Below are 15,701 nucleotides of genomic sequence, written 5' to 3' on the forward strand. Positions count from 1 at the left end.
AATGCCAAATAGGCGCTGCCGAGGGCGATAACTCTTTGCCCCTCGGCAGAATAAATAGCTCTACAGAGCTTACTCGCTAATAGGTCGGTGCTGCTCAAAACGTGCCACCAACTGCTTACCTTGTAACTCACTAATTCGCACTATTGCTTGTAGCATATTTCTAATTTCTCGTCGGTCATACTCATTACAAATGTGCTGATTAATATCATCAACAATGGCACCTAAATAATTAAACACACTGTTTCGAGCTTCAACATCCTCGTTGGCAATAAACAAAATATTTTTAAATGCTTCAATAACATTGGTCATTACATAGGCATCTGCTTTGGCATAATTGCGCAAAGGAGTGAAGTTATCGTGCAGTAATTCATCAAAACTGGTTTCATGAAAATAGAGTAAAGGGGCTTCTTCTGGTTGATAACACGCGTAGTTAATCGCATTAATCTTTAGGCGAGCAATCAATAAAATACTCAGCATATCAATAGCTTTAACCGCTGTCCCCGGATCGTTAATCCCTGGGCTCATTGCTTTTACAGCAATTTCAGAAATTTGGGTTAATCCATAACGGTAATGATCGCTAATGTATTCTTCTATATAAAAAATAAAGCAGTCTAAAATTTTCTCTATTAACTCTTCGTTTTCACAAATGTCTTTATTACACTTTAAGAACGGGTAGCCTTTAACGGTAAAGTAACCTTGCTTAACGGTAATAAAAAGTTCTATTTTTTCTTCAGCCAAAATAGCACACAGCTTATTTGTGTGAACCCCTTTGTAGTAACCCTCAGTAGTACTTTTTATTGAATGCCAATTTGAAAATTCAGGAAAGTTATCAACGGGGTTATCGCCTTGTTTGTTGATGATGTCTTGGATCTCTTGTTTGGTTTGTCTAAATAAACCATTTAATACGTTATCAACCTGAATTGCTTTTGAAATAGAGTGAATAAAAAAAACGAACAAGCCCAAAGAAATCAAACCAAAAATTAACGCAAAGAGTACCCCTAATGAGGGTATTGCCGTATTTCCGTTATCTAACTTATTAATATTAATGAGCATTATAATAGAATAAATAATACTGCCTAAATAAAACCCTAATACCATTTGATGCGATTTACGGGTAATAAGCCCAGGAACGACTCTGGGTGACAAGCTAGCGCTGGCCGCATTTAAAACCACCATCACCATAGAAAAACTAAATACGGTTAACGAAATAATACTGCCAGCTAAGGTGCTTAATATGGTTCGTGCGTTTTCTGCACTGTCTACTAATACAAATGAGATTAATGATTTAATTTGCTCAATAGGGGCTAAATACTCAACAGACATAGTGAGTACAGCAAAAATTAAAAACGCAACTGACAGGAGTGAGGGATAAAAGCCAATACTGTTTATTATTTCACGATAGTGATTGGTGATTTTTGTTCTTAAATACATATTATCCTTACTTATTACTATTCCAATGTATAAATTACTCTAGCATAGTTCATGATAAAACTACTGATTTACCGCTTAACTTATGTGTTATTATTGCTGAAAAATTAAATGGACTATACTGTGATCATATCGAGCTATGCGGCCTTATTGGCCCTTTATTATATTTATTTGAGTGTTAATGTTATAAAAATACGTAAAGCCGAAGGGATTTCGTTAGGTAATGGCAGTAATACCGCGCTTGAACGTGCAACCCGAGCGCATGGTAATTTTATTGAGTACGTGCCCATTAGCTTAATTTTAGTTTTTTTATTGGAGTATCAGGGGTTAGCAAGTCATTATGTGCATGCGCTAGGCGGTTTATTATTTATCAGCCGTGTTGTTCATGGTTCTGCCATTATTAACAATAATTTAAAGGCACGTGGATTGAGCATGATGATCACCTTTGCTATTGTGATAGTAAGCGCGGTGTTATTACTTTTAAGTAGATAAACGATTATGCGGTTAGCTATTGTTTTTACATATGTTTATTTTTTCAGTTCGCTGACATCATTTGCATGGGCAATAGAAAATAATAGCAAAAACACCGTTTCTAGTTTGCATGTTGTATACCCCGAAACAATGCGCATTGGTGAAGATGAAATATTATATCCGTTAGTACTATTAAGAACAGCTCTGCAATTCAGCGGAGAAAATTTTACATTACAACCCTCAAGTATTTCGATGCCACAGAGCCGCGCGTTAAAGCAAATTCTTCATAATGATGAAATAAACGTAGCTTGGACCATGACCTCTAAACAGCGTGAGCAACAATTACTACCCGTTAAAGTGCCTATATTTAAGGGGTTATATGGGTGGCGTGTTTTGGTAACTACACAGGATAAAGTGAATACCTTATTAAACATCAAGACCCTTAGCGACTTTAAAAGCATACACTTTATTCAAGGGCATGATTGGCCTGACACACAAATACTGCAGGATATCGGCTTAACTGTATTGACATCAATCGAATATAGTTCGTTATTTAATATGTTGATAAAAGGCCGAGGTGATGTATTTCCTCGTTCTGTGTTAGAGGTTGAAACTGAGCTCAATACCTTTAAAGACGAAGCCGGCGCCAACCTAACTGTAGTGCCACACTTATTGTTGCAATACCCAAGTGCAATCTACTTCTTTTTTAGTAAAGAAAAGCCCGAAATAGCGAAAGCGGTTGAGAAAGGCTTAGCTATTATGCGTAAAAACGGTGAGTTTGATCGTTTGTTTGAGGCTTATCATCGCAGTGCGATTGAGCATGCAGATATAAAAAATAAAATTATCATTAAATTAAAAAACAATCAGTTACCCGCATTAACACCCCTTAATGATGCATCACTTTGGTTTTCAGAAAAAGACATTTAAAACGCCATGACACAAAAAATATTTATTATTGGTTTACCACGCACTGGGACGACTAGCGTATGTAATGCATTTTTAGATTTTGGTATACCAACTGCCCATACTGCTTACACTAACGCTTGTTTTGAAAATGCGGTGGCTATCGCAGACACACCTGTATTTAACGATTATCAAACATTAGATAAATATTATCCAGGTTCTAAATTTGTATATTTAAAGCGAGAACTTAGCGCGTGGCTGCCTTCAATCAAACAGCTTTTACTGCGTATGCATACTAATTTAACGCGTGCTGATGGGGGCTTTAATATTCATTTAAAGCGCTGTTACTTAAATACGTTTAGTGATTTTTCACTCGAAAACATTAATCAGGATGAATATTTAACTAATTGTTATAACACTCATTTTAATAGTGCTAATGCTTATTTTGCTGACCGGCCTAATGATTTTTTAGCCATTGACATAGCAAATCCCGAGAGTTTTAATAAGCTATGTGAGTTTTTAAATATTACCAGCAGCTTAGCTGGCTTTGAAAAAATGAACATGGGCGGTAAAGTCACTGCATGGAATGATATAAAGCACCCATTAAAAATTGAATCAACGTCGAAAGGGCGGATTGATAAGTTTTTGCCTTATGAAAGTTAAATTTAAATCGCGATCAAAGATTTTTATTTTTAAATACGCTAAAATCCACGCATTATTTTATAAGTTGTATCCCTATGTTTGAATTAAAATACCACACGCCATTTGAATGGACCGAAGTTGTTTTAGCCGACTTCGAAACATTTTTACAAGACCACGCCGCTGCTGAGAAAAAAGCATCTGGCATGGCTATGTCAATGCTTTCACATTATCCGGATAAGCGTAAATTAGTTAAAGCCATGACTGACTTAGCTCTTGAAGAGTTAATTCATTTTAAACAAGTGCTTAAACTATTAATTGAACGCGATACTAATTTGGGTGATGATAAAAAAGACCCTTACATTAAACAAATTCGTGCACACTTTAGGCATGGTCGTGATGGTTTTTTAATGGACAGACTATTAGTAGGTGGGGTAATTGAGGCGAGGGGACATGAACGTTTTTCTTTAGTTGCCGAGGCACTACCTGAAGGAAAAGAAAAAGATTTTTATGTCGCAATTGCGAAATCAGAAGAAAAACATAAAAATTTATTTGTGGAACTCGCCTACGAATACTTTGATAAGCAAGAAGTTGACGAACGCTTAGACGAGTTACTAACAATAGAAGCCGAAATTTGTAAAAACATTCCTTTTACAGCGGCTCTTCATTAAAAATTACGGTATGTTGTTTGATAAAGCAAAAGCAACATACCAACTTTTCAAGTTACTATTGCTCCCTTCATACTGATTAAACAATCAAATAAACCCTAAGTAGATCAACTTTACTGCGCTTACTTTACACAGCCTACTCATAAACAGCTATTATGAATTATTAAAGTTTAGCTTATCGAAGGATGTGAACCGATGCAGCCAATTAAACACATTGCCGTATTAACCTCAGGGGGCGATGCGCCAGGGATGAACACCGCATTATTTGCCATAGTAAAAACCGCTCAACAACACGGAATAAAAGTGTCGGGCGTTCGAAAAGGGTTTGAGGGTTTAATTGATAATGACTTAGTGACACTTGATTGCAAAAACCTACAACAAACCATGCACTTAGGTGGTACTGTGTTAAAAACAGCGCGTAGTGAAAGATTTAGAGGTGATGCCGGTAGAAATCAAGCACTAGCCACAATTGAACATAATAATATTGACGCTTTAATTGTGATAGGTGGAGATGGCTCATTTAGAGGGTGTTTATGTTTATCACAAATTACTGACATACCTTATATAGGCATTCCAGGCACTATTGATAATGATATTGCGGGTACAGATTACACCTTAGGGTTTGATACGGCAGTAAACACATCAATGCAATGTATTGATAATATTAGAGATACTGCAGAATCACATAATAGGGTGTTTGTTATTGAAGTAATGGGACGTGATTCTGGTTATATTGGCACTTATGCCGGTTTAACCTCTGGCGCCGATTCGATATTAATACCTGAAAGTGATGAAGACATAACTTATTTAGTGGATAAAATTAGCGATTATCACAGTGAGCATGCTTTTATTGTGGTGGTATCTGAAGGTGATGAAATTGGCGTTGAGCATATATGTGAGAAAATAAGTACCGTTAATCCCAGTATAGATTTGCGCGTAACTAAGCTAGGGCACTTACAACGCGGCGGTAATCCATCTGCAGCGGATCGTATGTTAGCAATAAGATTAGGCGTACACAGTGTTAAGGCTTTATTTGCTGGAGAAAGCGCTAAAATGGTGGGTATTTTAAATAACAAAGTATCAAATACTCCTATGCAAGATGTTGTAAAACAACATGTTATAAATGAAGAGCTGCAAGGGCTGTTATCTGTATTTTGCCGCTAACAATGAATTAAAGAGGAATAATGACCAATGCGAGATAATAAAAACTCTAAAATGACGATTATTAAAGGTATTACAATAAGTTTTTTATTTGCCGGTTCAACAGTCGTATTGGCCAAAGATGATTGTGCAGATTTAACGGGGTGTGCGAAAAAAGCCTGTGAAGTTAACCACCAGTTATTAACTGCAAAACGCCAAGGTAATTCACACCAAGCTGCAGGTCTTAATAAAGCACTCAATAATATAAACGAATACTGCACCCAGGATGGATTAAAAGCAGAGTTACAACAAAAAATAGATGATACCAATAGCGAAATTGAAGAATATAAAACCGATCTTAAAAAAGCTAAGCGCCAAGGTAAGCATGACAAAGTTGAAAAGTATCAGCAAAAGCTAAACGACGAAACTAAACAGCTTAAGCAATTAATTGATGAGCTAAATAGTTTGATTAATTAAAATGTCATTACAGCGTTTTTATATTTAATAAAGTAGAGCATATTACTAAATATAAATAATATGCGATAAAAGGGCTAAAAAACCGCGTTTATAAGTGACGTAATTGCCGATATGAAAAAAGACTCATAACTTGAGATCAGACAGCCTTGAGATTAAAGGGCTGGGACAGTTAAGGCGAGATCCTAAAATCCCATTTGGGACACTTAAGCTGAGTCTCTTGGGGTCTTGCGACTCATAAAGTGAGATTTATTTCATAACCAACTGTTTTTATTTAATTTATCTAATAATAATCTACGGCAAGAATGTTAGAATTGCAACATGAAAAGGTATAAATTGTGATTCTGGTTTGGAGTCTGGGCGATTATTATTATTTTTAGCCCACTTATATATAGAGAGTTTTAGGCTGAGTGGATTTGTTGAAATGGCCAGTTGTTCAACCTTTTAGTTTTAAAGGTTCTAATTGGCTGGATAATTTTCCCTTCCTTTATATAGGTAACCACTTGGGTCTTACATTGATAGAAAGAATCACCAACAATTGGATCGATATTATTTTTTGACATTTCGGCTTTAAGCTTATCAAAGTCAATATTTCTAACTAAACAGTATCGCTTTAGATTGAATACCTTGTTTTCAATATTTTCTAAATCGCGGATTCGAAAATAAGTAGCTCCTTGCTGCCAAGGTAGTGAATAGGCCAATTCTTGCTGCCAAAGTGCCTTGAGGTCTTTTTGAGTAAAGCCAAATAAAGCAACTGCTTCGACTTCAGTTATCTTTTCGTCAAATCGTCTTTTATATTTAGAAAGGATTGTATTTAAAAACTGTCTTGTATCGTTAACTTTCAGCCTTTTGAAAAAACCATCTGTAGATTTCGACTGAGTAAATATTTGAGGAGTTTTGCATACCATTTCGAATACGTCTGCCAAGTCACAGTAAAACAGTTTCAAAAAATCGTTACTTAAGGGGTTATGAGCGAAGGTTCCATTACCTTGAAAATCAACCTTTAAGACGATTGTGCTTAACTCTCTTATATCTATTTGAGCTGTTACACCAGCTTTAGCTGCGCGTAGAGTTTTCACAAACCCATTTGTAATAATCGAATTTGCTTCATTTACGTTGCAAGACAATATATCAGCTAACGTATCCACAGAACATTTACACTGTGCAAGTTCATCTTGTTCCGTGTCGCTTAATCCCTTAGTTTTCCAACTTGGCTTAATGCCGAAGTTCTTGGGGCTGATAGCAGATAATTCCTCTGCTACAAAAAAGCATTCGTTTATGTTAGTTTCCGCTAGTACTTGTTCAAGGATGGGCCATTCCATCTTTGTATTTCTGATCAGGAACCTTGGCCCTGCATATCTAGAACGATAATCAGTAAATCGGCTATCTGCTCGTATATTTGCTAACCAGTTCTGTATGTTTCTTACATTTGTGAGTAATGAGAATGCTGACTCAAAAATGTGGTCCCATGTCTTGAGGGCATTACGGTTAACGCGTTCCGGGACAATATCAAAAGGTCTTAGAACGAAACCAACAGCAAGTGAAAGGTCATCTAAAAAGAGTGGCAACATCGCCTTATCAAGATTTTCCATAAACGTTATGTATGCTGAAGTTTCGGAATATTGCGTTTGAAGTTTGTTACCACAATGACTGCACAATCCTTTCAGTAGTGCATTATCCCATTGAAGCTCCTCACCGCAATGGTTGCAGGTTTGCACTGTTTTACACTGGTGAACACTACAATATGTAGTTGTTAGATAACGACTGTCAAAATTTACATGTCCGTCATCAAGGCAGGTCGGGCAAATGTTCACACCAGTATAAATTAAGGATGTTAAGTAGCGGCTTTTATCATACTCAAAGCCTTCTAACTCTTTGGTGTTGGTTTCAATACCAGTCGTTTCTTTAATGATTTGATTATAACTTTCGAGGTTGCCATCTAACTTATTAGGAAATCTAAATCCATGCGCATTCACCATATCTTTTAAATCAGCATAGCCATGCAAACTAGCCACTTTAAGAAGGTAATATGCAGGATGTATTGTTGGACAAAAATCTAATCTAAGTGGCAGCATTACGCAGTCTCCTTCATTTTAGCCTTAGCTTTGTTTAAGGCATTTAGACGAGCGCGTTTAGAAAACTTATTAATCGTAGTAATTCGTTTATTTAAATCAACTTCACTACATGTAAATGGGTTAATTCCGCTTTTATCCCATCCCCCCGTAGCTATAGCATCATGAGCTTTACCAAGTACAGAAAAGTCAATTTGTTGCCCTTCGTCGGCTAGCTCAATAGCCCATTGTAAAACCAATGCCATTCTGCCAATAACACCTTCGCTAGATGCCCACATCGCAGCTTGAAATTTTGCTGAGGTCATTTTGATGATCGATATCCTATATTGGCGGTGCAACTTGTCGAATATCATCGTATAACCTTGCATCACGGCAGCCATTGTATCTTTGTCGGACAATTCAATTGTATTGAATTCAATCGGGGGCAATGTTCTGTTAAATAGTTGCTCTTCTTCTAGTTGCATTTCAGAAGCTCTAGAAAAATTGTTTTCAATTAACTTAGAAATAGATGAGATCCCGCATAACAAAATCGGAACATGGCTCTCGTCCACTATATTTTTGATAGTATCTGCCAATTTTTGGGTGGTTTTCGAGTTTGTTTTATTTGGTAGTGCATGTTGAGTTTCGTCAATAATGAGTAACTCAATACCAATATTTTTCAATACTTCAATAACTTGATTCTCTAGTTGAGGCTGTTTTGTTCCTGCTTTGGGCTTTATACCAAGTTGAAGTAATATCGCTTCACAAAAATCTTTTGGCGTGACACCAGAAGAGAGTCGTACAAGAACAATATCTTTTATGCCGCTATGCTGATCAATTACGTCTGCGTGCTTCTTAATGAAATTTTTAAGAAAATTTGATTTGCCCGTATGAGAATTACCATACAATGCGCGAACTTTAGCTTCATCGTTACTTATCTTAATAAGATCGATAACTTTTTGTTCCGCGTCTTTATGCAAAATCATATCAAATCGCATTTTTTTGAATTCTAAAGCTGCCTCTTTCATCTTAAATTTCTGTTTTTTAATCATCTACTGATACTCCTAGTTTTTTGTTTTCAGCATCATCAAAATGCTTGTTAGTCTGTTCATCACTCGACTTTAGTTCTTCATCATCTAGCTGCTCTTCGGCTTTAAAATCAACGCCAGCAGAGTTAATGATTTCATCAATTTCAGTGTTAACTTCGTCTTCTGACAAATCAGAATCTTGGCTATGAGTGATATCAATGAGATCGCCATGCTTTGGCGTACTTCGATACCCAGATAAGTTATGGTCTTCAAGAAACGTTGTAGCCCCGTCTAGCACTTCGCAACGGCCTTCAATAACACTCAATTCATTAAATGACTTACCAAAAGCAGATCGATTAGTGTTTGGAATACTAAGTAAAACGATTTCATCAGGGTTCGGGCTGACGATTCTCGGTACAACTACGCTTACTGAAGAAGCATCGTTTAGATCAACCAGCAGAGTCAGAGGCATAAAATCTTTTTCAGTTGCAATGCAGTACTCTGCATACATCGCTTTCAACTCTGGCGAATTGAAATACTGATAGTCATAGGTAGTGCCGTATTTGATGTTATAAGTAACATCTATTTCCAATCCTCTATATTTTCGCAGCTCAGGAATGTCAGAAGGCTCTAATACCGGGTAAACCTCAGTTCCTTTTATCCATGCTTCATTAGGTGTTAATCCATGCAACCTTTTTAATTGCGAGTTATGGTAATCACGAACATAGTTGGTAAATTTTTGATGGAATTGTTCAAACGTGTATTTTGCGTCTTTCTTGATATTTGCTTCGGAATATCGGCTTGGATCGAAAGGGCCACAATATCCTTCTAATCCTTGGAAAAATTCTAACCTCAAGCGATTCACAAAATTCTCGACAAACCCTTTTGAGCATGGCTTTCTTACTTCGGTTGTTTCAAATACTCCTTGAATCTTTTGTAATAAACTTTTGGTCATTGCTGAGCGGTAGGCTGTACCAGCATCCATGACCGCTAAACGCATACACCCGTGTTGAATATAAGTAGGGTCTGGTTTTCTATTAATAGCATGATGAATTGAGGCAACAACGTAGCTAGAGGCTTCTTTATTCTTGCCTACTTGAATGGCATAACCTAATAAACTGGCCGTACCAACATCAAATACAAGCGCCATCGAAACAGTTCCTCGATAGTACTTTTTACCGTTAACAAACTTAACAATGCCAACGTTAAAGTGAGCCATATCGAGTTCTACGCGATCTAGTGGAATCGTGATGTCGTACTTCTCTAATTTTTGTTTATATTTGTTTTTTGCGTATGATTCGCCATAGCGAAGGCGATCATACTCATAGGGACCTAATGACCGTGCTCTGCGCATAAGAGTTTTAGCGCATGGAGCATTACCCTCATAGCCCAGTTCTTCATAGTTCATAGCTAATAAACGTTGTGTAGCTGCAACTGACTTACCATTTTCTTTTAAGTGGTGTTTGTATAAATATTCCCACACCAAATCATCCACATCTTGCGTCAATCCAGCGTCACGATTTCGTTTGTTATTTAAAACCTGTGGAGCTGCGCTATAACCATCCCTTTTAAATTTTTTAAAATCCTTACACAAGGTTGAACGGGCGTAACCTATGGTATCGTTAGCTTCTCGTTGGATATCTTCAACTAATCTTTCTACATCTTTGGTCGGATATTTCTTAGCCAACATGGCATAGAAATACTTTTCTCTACGATTGATTTCTAGCAGTTGTTCACTAGTTGCTCCTTGCATAGACGGAGCCTTAGCAAGCTCCTGAATAATTGTGATTTTCCCTTTCTTGATCTCTTCCAATAAATCTACAAAAGGTCGCATGAACATGTGATGACCTTCGCGCTCAATGAATAATTCTTGAGTAGCTTCATTTACAGCTCTGACAACAGCTTTTTTTCCCATGTATTCCAATTTTTTATCTTGAAGAGAACTAAGTGTGATACCTCTAGCCATACTTCACCTCCAATGGCAGATCCAAAGAAAATGGTTTTTCGAAGTCAATATGAACTTTTTTTTGAGCGATTAGTGCCGGAGCGAAAGCAGGTGATGCATTAAAACGTGAACACATCTCATACAAGTCACCAACGCATTTAACATCTGTTAAATGTGTAAAAGCTAAATCTAAATCATAGCGTGAAAAGTCATAAGCTCTGTATTGGTAGAAACGCGCAAGGTTCTCAGCTTTGATAGGTTTATAAAAATCATCTTCAGTATGAACTGAAAGAGGACGGTTATACAGATCTAGAAATTGTTCACTCAATAGTTGGTGTTTGGTATAGACCGATTCGTTATTGGCAAAGATATTGGGTTTTAACTCAATGAATTCGATCACGTCACCTTCAGGCGTTCTTCGTTTTCTAACAACATCCGGGGTATAGCGAGTATTTTTTCCTTTGATATTAAAAACAAAGCTTTGAGCCTGACCAGCCCATGCAAACACATCATCATCAAACTCTTGTTGCAGCATGAAACTAGTCTCGAAGCTGCTTTCAGGTCTGAACGTTTTTCTCATTTGGATAGAGTTAAAGTAAGTCGCTTTTTTCTTTCCGTAAAATCGAATTTGTTTTGGAAACACCATGTTGCACCTCCTTAATTATATGCTACATTCCTCAGGGTGTATTAATAGTTTTGATCAAATGTTTTGAATTTGTCAAGCTGTTTTGCTACATTTCTCAGTATGTAATTTAGGGTCGGTAAAAAAATGAGAATTGAACAGCTTTCAAAATACGCGGATATTTCTACTGGGAGGTCTTTTCGTGGAGCCATTAAAAAGGCTGCCGACATGGGCTTTAAGGTGATCCAAATAGGAGATATTGTTTTTGATAAAGGCGAAGCAACCTTAGATTTTGACAAGTTAACAGAAACTGAAATAAATACTTCAAGGAAAGTTGAATGTTTAAACAACGGTGATCTAATCATGGTCACTAAAGGACGAGAAAAGCATCTTGTATTGCTTAATGATGTGCCTGATAAACTAATATGTACTCAACATTTTCTAATTGTTAAACCTAAGTCGGAATTTTCAACGGTAACTAGCTTATTTTTAAAATCTTATTTAGAAACCAATTTTTCAAAGGATTGGATAGAAGCAAATTCAGGTGGTAACTATCAAAGTACTATTGGTAAAGGGATCTTAGAGAAGATGCCGCTCCCAGATTTGACTGACGAAAGTGGTAGTGATTTCATCGAGTACGTATTAAACGTCAATGCTGAATTAGAAAAATATCATCAATTAATAGAAGCAAGAAAAAACCAAGTAGCCGGGTTAATAAGTGAGATGGTGAAGCAATGATAACCAATGAACTAACAATAAAATATGTAGAAGCTTATAAAGGCAGCGATTTGTTGCCAGCTAATTTAGATGAAAGACTTTCTTTTCTTGCGCTTCTAACTATCGATTTGCTCGCCAATATAGAGGATGGGAAATATCAAAATTTCTTAGAATCACTTCTGGTTTCTGACGATATTAAATCGATTGACGTGGAAAAATTTGATTTCACTGACTCAGAAGAGTTAGTTGTAAAACAAGCAATAGCGCATTTGAATGATGAGAAAATCAATAAGCTCCTGAGTAGATTCAATGAAATACATGAAGCTTTTGACTTAAGTAAGTTGACGCGTTTCGAATCAATTACATTATACGAACAAACTCTCAAATTATTGCAAGAACCAAAAGTCTTTGAATTGATCCACAGTGATGCGAAAGGTTTTGATTTTCAACTGCGGCCCGATGATTTTTCTAGATTGATAGCAAGTATCGTCAAAAGTAATGAGAAATTAGCTGTATATGATGCAATGGCATCGACTGGTGAATTAAGCAATTTTCTTGCTCAATTAAACCCGCACTGGCACTTTACAACTGAGAGCTTGCTTCAAAACCCTTACTACCTTGTACACAAGTTTGTGCTAGCCGGGAATGACGATTGTGTAGTGAGCCAGAGTTATTCACTCAATAGTACTCCATTTATAAAACCCTCTACTTTTGACTTAGCGTTTGCGCTGTATGAGCCAACTGCCGTTAGAAAAGCATCTGGTTCCGATGTCAAAAAGTCTTGTGAAGGCGGGGCTTTGAGTGGTCACTATGACCCAAAAAGAATAGATCTAGATATAATTTCATCTCAATATAACGATCACGCACTTCTTCAACACCTCGTTTGGTCAATAAATAAAACTGGCTTAGCGATAGCATTTGTTGGACGAGGCGCATTGCAGCGCATAGAAGAAGCAAAGTCTCGCAAATATCTCATTGAAAATAATTACGTTGATGGAGTTATTCAGCTACCAACTAGTTTAATAAGTGCAAGAACAGTTGATTTGTTCGCTTTAGTTCTTCGTAAAAATAAACAAACAAATGACATTGTGTTTATCGATGCATCTTCTTATTTCAATCGTGATATCAAGCGCAACAGACTAATTCGTGAAGATGAAATAGCAAATATTCTCGCTGCACGGAAAAACATTCCTGACATTTGCCAAGTAATAACCAATGGGCAAGTTGAAAAGTTAAGTTTGATTGATGAAACCACAAATGAATCTAATTTCTCTTTAAACGTTCCAGCTTACATAAGCAGAAGCAAAAAGATTATAGATCCCACTTCGATTGATGAGTTAATTGACGAACTTACTTTAATTCAAAGTAACACGAATCAGTTATTCGACAAATTAATGAAAAAAATTTAAAAGTAATTGTCATTCATTATCAACAAATTAACTCTCAACCTGTTGTTTTTATACATATTTGTATAATGACAAGATTAGCTACCTCTTCTATAAAACTTAATGTTTAAGTAGAAGAGGTAAGCGATATGGAACATATAGATAGTAACCAAGAAAATCCTGAATATAGTGATTTTCAGATCGACACATTAAAAACATATTTACGTGAAGTAACCGTTGTTTCTGTGGTAGATAAACTAGACGGAGAGCTGATAGAAATGGCTCAAGTGCTACACGGCTTTGTTGAGCTTGATGAAACACAAAGGTTTTCACATGATGATATTGTGATTTCATCACCGATACAGATTTCATCTAATCATAATACTCGATTTATAACAAAATCCGGCTCTCAATATGTGAGTTGCAATGAGGTAGAGTACGTCACATTAAATGGGCAAGATTGGCTTAAAATGCGGCAAACACTGATGAATCCAAGAGATATTTTGATTATGAAATATCTCTCTTAGTCAAAAGATAAACGAAAAGGACTTAACTGCTCCTTTTCTTTTATCTGGACATTGACGTGATTATCAAAATGATACACACTAGCTCAAATACGTAATTAGTATAATAAGTTAGATGGAACTAGAAAACGTCAATTACGCACAAAAACAACGTCTCGCTTTCATTGATTTTAAATTGATGTTCACAAGCTCAGTAACGCGTAACGAAATCATCCAACGCTTCGAATGCGGTACTGCCGCTGCTTCCAGAGATTTAGCTCTTTATAAAGAGCTTGCACCTAAAAACCTGTCGTATAACACAACAGAAAAGCAGTACATCATAGAGTCCAACTTTAAACCACTCTTCAATCATGATCCGCGAAAGACACTGGTTAAATTAGCTAATGAGATATCAGACGGTTTTGATTCGATTGGCGATACAAAATTTCCAGTCGAAGCACTGTAGTGGTCAATAAAATTTGGCCACAGCTTTAGAATCTTGGTATCTAACCTCAGATTCATTTGGCGCTAAACCGGCATTATAATGATGTGGCCTAACGTTGTTGTAATACCCGTTGATATAATCACTCACACTATATTTAGCATCTTTAAAGTTTTCGTATCCAACCTTTGGCATCCACTCCGTTTTAAAGCTTCTAAAAAATCGCTCCATTGGCGCATTATCCCAACAATTTCCGCGCCTGCTCATACTTTGTGTAATTTTATAGCGCCATAAACGTTGACGATATTTTAAACTTGTATAATGACTACCTTGGTCTGAATGAAACATCAGTCCACTTGGCTTACCTCTGCTTTCATACGCGAGTTCAAGCGCTTTTAGCGTTAAGTTAGTATCTGGCGACAACGACATTGCCCAACCAACGACTTTACGTGCAAACAAATCAACAACGACCGCTAAATAGGCCCAGCGATTGCCTGTCCAAATATACGTCACATCACCGCACCACACGGTATCTGGCTCAACAACATCAAATTGTCTATCAAGCAGATTTGGAATTTCAAGGTGCTCATTACCACCGCGTTTATATGAATGTTGAGGTACTTGGCAGCTTTCAAGCTTTAATTTAACCATTAGCTTAGCAGCACGATAACGACTCAATTCAAAATCATTGTTCGTTGCTATTGCCGCGATTGTCCGCGCCCCAGCTGAGCCGCCGCTCATTGCATGTATGGCTTTAACTTCAGCTTCTAGCCTTATTTGCTCTGGCGTCGGCGTTGTATCCCGTATAGCCCAATATTTATAGCTGCTACGATGCACATTGAATACGTTACACAGCACGCTAATTGGGTAACGCTCTCGTTGATTTAGTTTCTCAATTAACGAGAATTGTTCAGGGAGTCGGACATCAAGAGAGCGGTAGCCTTTTTTAATATATCCTTTTCTAATTTAATGCGTTGGATTTGCTTTTTAAGTTCGCGGATTTCAATTTGTTCGGGCGTCATTGGTGAAGCAGATGGTGTCTGGCCACTCCGCTCTTGCTTTAATTGAGTAACCCACTTACTGACGGTTGATTTACCCACCCCCATCGCTTTGGCTGCTTCTTCTTGAGTATAACTTTGGTCAACTACAAGCTGAGCTGTTTCTAATTTGATTGCCGCAGAATACGTTGCGCGTTTTAATTTCGTCATTTTTTCACCCAAATTTGTATGCTTATTAGCATAACATTTCTTTCTTAATGGGTGGCCAAAATCACTGTACCACTACA

16 protein-coding genes are annotated in these 15,701 nt (G+C 36.9%); 10 read left to right on the plus strand and 6 right to left on the minus strand.

The window, feature by feature from the left end; genetic code table 11:
- Positions 1-69: 69 nt before the first annotated feature.
- Positions 70-1,431 carry a DUF2254 domain-containing protein gene (locus L641_RS0116435; protein WP_024602501.1) on the minus strand — a complete coding sequence of 454 codons (1,362 nt, stop codon included), beginning with the start codon at positions 1,429-1,431 and terminating at the stop codon, positions 70-72.
- 120 nt (positions 1,432-1,551) lie between these two features.
- Here L641_RS0116435 and L641_RS0116440 point away from each other — a divergent pair, with 120 nt between their 5' ends.
- The 6 genes from L641_RS0116440 to L641_RS0116465 all read left to right on the plus strand — a co-directional run bounded on the left by L641_RS0116440 (position 1,552) and on the right by L641_RS0116465 (position 5,726).
- The gene (locus L641_RS0116440; protein WP_024602502.1) at positions 1,552-1,920 is read left to right on the plus strand and encodes an MAPEG family protein; all 369 of its coding nucleotides are present in this window, start codon (positions 1,552-1,554) and stop codon (positions 1,918-1,920) included.
- A 6-nt stretch (positions 1,921-1,926) separates the two neighbouring features.
- A complete protein-coding gene (locus tag L641_RS0116445; protein ID WP_024602503.1) occupies positions 1,927-2,826 on the plus strand; it encodes a transporter substrate-binding domain-containing protein in 900 nt (299 codons plus the stop codon).
- A 6-nt stretch (positions 2,827-2,832) separates the two neighbouring features.
- On the plus strand, positions 2,833-3,465 hold the full coding sequence (locus tag L641_RS0116450; RefSeq protein WP_024602504.1) for a sulfotransferase: 633 nt from the start codon (positions 2,833-2,835) through the stop codon (positions 3,463-3,465).
- 74 nt (positions 3,466-3,539) lie between these two features.
- A complete protein-coding gene (locus tag L641_RS0116455) occupies positions 3,540-4,112 on the plus strand; it encodes a tRNA-(ms[2]io[6]A)-hydroxylase (protein ID WP_013464932.1) in 573 nt (190 codons plus the stop codon).
- Between the two features lie 192 nt (positions 4,113-4,304).
- Positions 4,305-5,273, plus strand: a complete 969-nt coding sequence (locus L641_RS0116460; RefSeq protein ID WP_024602505.1) for an ATP-dependent 6-phosphofructokinase — start codon at positions 4,305-4,307, stop codon at positions 5,271-5,273.
- Between the two features lie 27 nt (positions 5,274-5,300).
- Positions 5,301-5,726: a DUF1090 domain-containing protein gene (locus L641_RS0116465; RefSeq protein ID WP_024602506.1), complete on the plus strand. Its 426-nt coding sequence runs from the start codon at positions 5,301-5,303 to the stop codon at positions 5,724-5,726.
- Between the two features lie 398 nt (positions 5,727-6,124).
- Here L641_RS0116465 and L641_RS0116470 read toward each other — a convergent pair whose 3' ends face one another.
- From L641_RS0116470 to L641_RS0116485, 4 genes are read right to left on the minus strand one after another with little or no spacing between them, the layout of a single operon-like run.
- On the minus strand, positions 6,125-7,798 hold the full coding sequence (locus L641_RS0116470) for a hypothetical protein (RefSeq protein WP_024602478.1): 1,674 nt from the start codon (positions 7,796-7,798) through the stop codon (positions 6,125-6,127).
- Positions 7,798-8,826 carry a TniB family NTP-binding protein gene (locus L641_RS0116475; RefSeq protein WP_024602479.1) on the minus strand — a complete coding sequence of 343 codons (1,029 nt, stop codon included), beginning with the start codon at positions 8,824-8,826 and terminating at the stop codon, positions 7,798-7,800. Before L641_RS0116475 ends, L641_RS0116470 begins: the two co-directional genes overlap by 1 nt.
- On the minus strand, positions 8,819-10,768 hold the full coding sequence (locus tag L641_RS0116480; RefSeq protein ID WP_024602480.1) for a hypothetical protein: 1,950 nt from the start codon (positions 10,766-10,768) through the stop codon (positions 8,819-8,821). Before L641_RS0116480 ends, L641_RS0116475 begins: the two co-directional genes overlap by 8 nt.
- On the minus strand, positions 10,761-11,393 hold the full coding sequence (locus L641_RS0116485; protein ID WP_008465531.1) for a hypothetical protein: 633 nt from the start codon (positions 11,391-11,393) through the stop codon (positions 10,761-10,763). Before L641_RS0116485 ends, L641_RS0116480 begins: the two co-directional genes overlap by 8 nt.
- A 123-nt stretch (positions 11,394-11,516) precedes the next feature.
- On the opposite strand from L641_RS0116485, the gene L641_RS0116490 reads away from it, so the two are divergent.
- The 4 genes from L641_RS0116490 to L641_RS0116505 all read left to right on the plus strand — a co-directional run bounded on the left by L641_RS0116490 (position 11,517) and on the right by L641_RS0116505 (position 14,440).
- On the plus strand, positions 11,517-12,107 hold the full coding sequence (locus L641_RS0116490; protein WP_010365361.1) for a hypothetical protein: 591 nt from the start codon (positions 11,517-11,519) through the stop codon (positions 12,105-12,107).
- Positions 12,104-13,495: an N-6 DNA methylase gene (locus tag L641_RS0116495; RefSeq protein ID WP_024602481.1), complete on the plus strand. Its 1,392-nt coding sequence runs from the start codon at positions 12,104-12,106 to the stop codon at positions 13,493-13,495. Before L641_RS0116490 ends, L641_RS0116495 begins: the two co-directional genes overlap by 4 nt.
- 125 nt (positions 13,496-13,620) lie before the next feature.
- Positions 13,621-13,998 (plus strand): hypothetical protein, encoded by a 378-nt coding sequence (locus tag L641_RS0116500; RefSeq protein WP_024602482.1) that lies wholly within the window; start codon positions 13,621-13,623, stop codon positions 13,996-13,998.
- Positions 13,999-14,110: 112 nt separating this feature from the next.
- On the plus strand, positions 14,111-14,440 hold the full coding sequence (locus tag L641_RS0116505; RefSeq protein ID WP_024602483.1) for a hypothetical protein: 330 nt from the start codon (positions 14,111-14,113) through the stop codon (positions 14,438-14,440).
- A gap of 3 nt (positions 14,441-14,443) precedes the next feature.
- On the opposite strand, the gene L641_RS0116510 is transcribed toward L641_RS0116505, so the two are convergent.
- Positions 14,444-15,624, minus strand: a protein-coding gene (locus L641_RS0116510; RefSeq protein WP_086007400.1) for an IS3 family transposase whose coding sequence is annotated in 2 segments (ribosomal slippage) — positions 14,444-15,366 and positions 15,366-15,624 — 1,182 coding nt in all. Because the reading frame shifts where the segments join, the coding sequence is not laid out codon by codon here.
- Positions 15,625-15,701 lie beyond the last annotated feature (77 nt).

The sequence above is a fragment of the Pseudoalteromonas sp. TB41 genome (genome assembly GCF_000497975.1).
In the GTDB taxonomy this organism is placed as follows: Bacteria; Pseudomonadota; Gammaproteobacteria; order Enterobacterales; family Alteromonadaceae; genus Pseudoalteromonas; species Pseudoalteromonas tetraodonis.

What these genes read in the sequence shown, in the direction of transcription:
- L641_RS0116470 (WP_024602478.1), bottom strand. Translation starts at nt 7,798, where the DNA reads ATGCTGCCACTTAGATTAGATTTTTGTCCAACAATACATCCTGCATAT.
- L641_RS0116445 (WP_024602503.1), top strand. Translation starts at nt 1,927, where the DNA reads ATGCGGTTAGCTATTGTTTTTACATATGTTTATTTTTTCAGTTCGCTG.
- L641_RS0116485 (WP_008465531.1), bottom strand. Translation starts at nt 11,393, where the DNA reads ATGGTGTTTCCAAAACAAATTCGATTTTACGGAAAGAAAAAAGCGACT.
- L641_RS0116495 (WP_024602481.1), top strand. Translation starts at nt 12,104, where the DNA reads ATGATAACCAATGAACTAACAATAAAATATGTAGAAGCTTATAAAGGC.
- L641_RS0116450 (WP_024602504.1), top strand. Translation starts at nt 2,833, where the DNA reads ATGACACAAAAAATATTTATTATTGGTTTACCACGCACTGGGACGACT.
- L641_RS0116475 (WP_024602479.1), bottom strand. Translation starts at nt 8,826, where the DNA reads ATGATTAAAAAACAGAAATTTAAGATGAAAGAGGCAGCTTTAGAATTC.
- L641_RS0116435 (WP_024602501.1), bottom strand. Translation starts at nt 1,431, where the DNA reads ATGTATTTAAGAACAAAAATCACCAATCACTATCGTGAAATAATAAAC.
- L641_RS0116490 (WP_010365361.1), top strand. Translation starts at nt 11,517, where the DNA reads ATGAGAATTGAACAGCTTTCAAAATACGCGGATATTTCTACTGGGAGG.
- L641_RS0116460 (WP_024602505.1), top strand. Translation starts at nt 4,305, where the DNA reads ATGCAGCCAATTAAACACATTGCCGTATTAACCTCAGGGGGCGATGCG.
- L641_RS0116455 (WP_013464932.1), top strand. Translation starts at nt 3,540, where the DNA reads ATGTTTGAATTAAAATACCACACGCCATTTGAATGGACCGAAGTTGTT.
- L641_RS0116465 (WP_024602506.1), top strand. Translation starts at nt 5,301, where the DNA reads ATGCGAGATAATAAAAACTCTAAAATGACGATTATTAAAGGTATTACA.
- L641_RS0116505 (WP_024602483.1), top strand. Translation starts at nt 14,111, where the DNA reads ATGGAACTAGAAAACGTCAATTACGCACAAAAACAACGTCTCGCTTTC.
- L641_RS0116480 (WP_024602480.1), bottom strand. Translation starts at nt 10,768, where the DNA reads ATGGCTAGAGGTATCACACTTAGTTCTCTTCAAGATAAAAAATTGGAA.
- L641_RS0116500 (WP_024602482.1), top strand. Translation starts at nt 13,621, where the DNA reads ATGGAACATATAGATAGTAACCAAGAAAATCCTGAATATAGTGATTTT.